2 protein-coding genes are annotated in these 2175 nt (G+C 52.2%); both read left to right on the top strand.

Annotated features, from left to right (window positions below):
• Positions 1 to 54 precede the first annotated feature (54 nt).
• Positions 55 to 834, top strand: a complete 780-nt coding sequence (locus tag ACTHUE_RS16380) for a methionyl-tRNA formyltransferase (protein ID WP_070695476.1) — start codon at positions 55 to 57, stop codon at positions 832 to 834.
• A complete protein-coding gene (locus ACTHUE_RS16375; RefSeq protein ID WP_070695477.1) occupies positions 827 to 2002 on the top strand; it encodes a DegT/DnrJ/EryC1/StrS family aminotransferase in 1176 nt (391 codons plus the stop codon). The genes ACTHUE_RS16380 and ACTHUE_RS16375 overlap by 8 nt, the downstream gene beginning before the upstream one ends.
• The last annotated feature ends 173 nt before the right edge of the window (positions 2003 to 2175 follow it).

The raw sequence follows: 2175 nt of genomic DNA, 5'->3' as shown, positions 1-2175 counted from the left end.
CTACACTGACAACTTCCGCCACCGAAAAAGCAAATGCATAAGGGACATTTCTCCATGAAAATCTTATTTATGGGTCGTAAACAGGTTTCCGCCAACCTGCTTCGTTTTTTGACCAAACAAGACCATATCGAAATCGTCGGCGTTTTGACCGACAGCCATCTGCAAGGCTCGCCGACCACGGCTGCCGCACAGGAATTGGGCCTGCCCCTGTACACCTTCGATACGGCTTTGGAAGCAATGCGTGAAGGCCGTCTGAAATACGATTTGGGCTTGTCCGTCCTTTACTGGCGCAAGCTGCGTGATGAATTCCTGAGCATTCCGACTTTGGGCACGATCAACTTCCACCCTGCGCTGTTGCCCGAATACAAAGGCACGGGCGGCTACAACCTGGCCATCATGGACGAGCTGAACGAATGGGGCAATACTGCCCACTACGTCGACGCTTCCATCGATACCGGTGAAATTATCGAAGTGGACCGTTTCCCTATCGACGCCGAAACAGAAACCGCCCAATCGCTCGAACGCAAAACCATGCAGGCATTGGAAGATTTCGCACGACGCATCATCACCCGCGCCATCGAGTCGAAAACCAAATTGCCAACCACGCCAAACATTGGTGGCCGCTACGTCAGCCGCGACGAGATGGAAGCCATGAAGCAAATCCACGACGGCGACAATATCGAGAAGAAAATCCGCGCCTTCTGGTTCCCTCCTTACGACGGCGCATACGTCGAAATCAACGGTCAGAAATACACCCTGATCAATCGCCAACTGCTGGAAGAAATCGCCCCCAAAGGCTCAACCAGTCTTTTCGCAGGAAAAACAAATGCTTAATACATCACTCTCCCCATGGCCAAGCTTTACTCAAGAAGAAGCCGATGCCGTTTCCAAAGTCCTGCTGTCCAACAAAGTCAACTACTGGACAGGTACGGAATGTCGCGAATTTGAAAAAGAATTTGCTGCTTTTGTCGGCACTCAATACGCCGTCGCCCTTTCCAACGGTACATTGGCTTTGGACGTAGCCCTCAAAGCAATGGGTATCGGCCAAGGCGATGATGTGATTGTCACTTCGCGTACTTTCTTGGCTTCCGCATCCTGCATCGTGACCGCCGGCGCAAATCCGGTTTTCGCCGATGTCGATTTGAACAGCCAAAACATCAGCGCCGAAACCATCAAAGTCGCTTTGACGCCAAACACAAAAGCCATCATCGTGGTTCACCTTGCTGGGATGCCTGCCGAAATGGACGACATCATGGCTTTGGCAAAAGAACATAACTTGTGGGTTATCGAAGACTGCGCCCAAGCCCACGGTGCGAAATACAAAGGCAAATCCGTCGGCTCTATCGGCCACGTCGGTGCTTGGTCGTTCTGCCAAGACAAAATCATGACCACCGGCGGCGAAGGCGGTATGGTAACCACCAACGACAAAGCGCTGTGGAGCAAAATGTGGTCGTACAAAGACCACGGCAAAAGCTACGATGCCGTGTACCACCGCGAACACGCACCCGGTTTCCGCTGGCTGCACGAAAGCTTCGGTACCAACTGGCGCATGTTGGAAATGCAGGCGGTCATCGGCCGCATCCAGCTCAAACGCATGCCCGAATGGACAGCACGCCGCCAAGCGCACGCCGCCAAACTGGCTGAAAGCTTGGGCAAATTTGCCAGCATCCGTTTGGTTAAAGTGGCCGACTACATCGAACACGCGCAATACAAGTTCTACGTTTTCGTCAAACCCGAACACCTGAAAGACGGCTGGACGCGCGACCGCATCGTCAGCGAATTGAACGCGCGCAAAGTCCCCTGCTATCAAGGCAGCTGCTCCGAAGTGTATTTGGAAAAAGCCTTCGACAACACGCCTTGGCGTCCGAAAGAGCGACTGAAAAACGCTGTCCAACTGGGCGACACCAGCCTGATGTTCTTGGTGCACCCAACCCTGACCGATGAAGAAATTGCGTTCTGCAAAGAAAACATCGAAGCCGTATTGGCTGAAGCCACGGCATAATCATTTTCAGACGGCCTGCAACTTCAGGCCGTCTGAAAAAATAAAACAGCCTGCTTCAAACAATCCGTACCAAGCCACATTACAACACTCAGACACAAGAAATATAAAATGAACTTGGAAACCCTGCTGGCTCTGCCGCGCAACCTTAAAAAAACCTTCTTCGTCATCCACGA

The sequence above is a fragment of the Neisseria sp. P0021.S005 genome (assembly GCF_051956955.1).
Note: the sequence above shows the minus strand (reverse complement) of the source record. Positions and strands in the feature narration are given on the sequence as shown.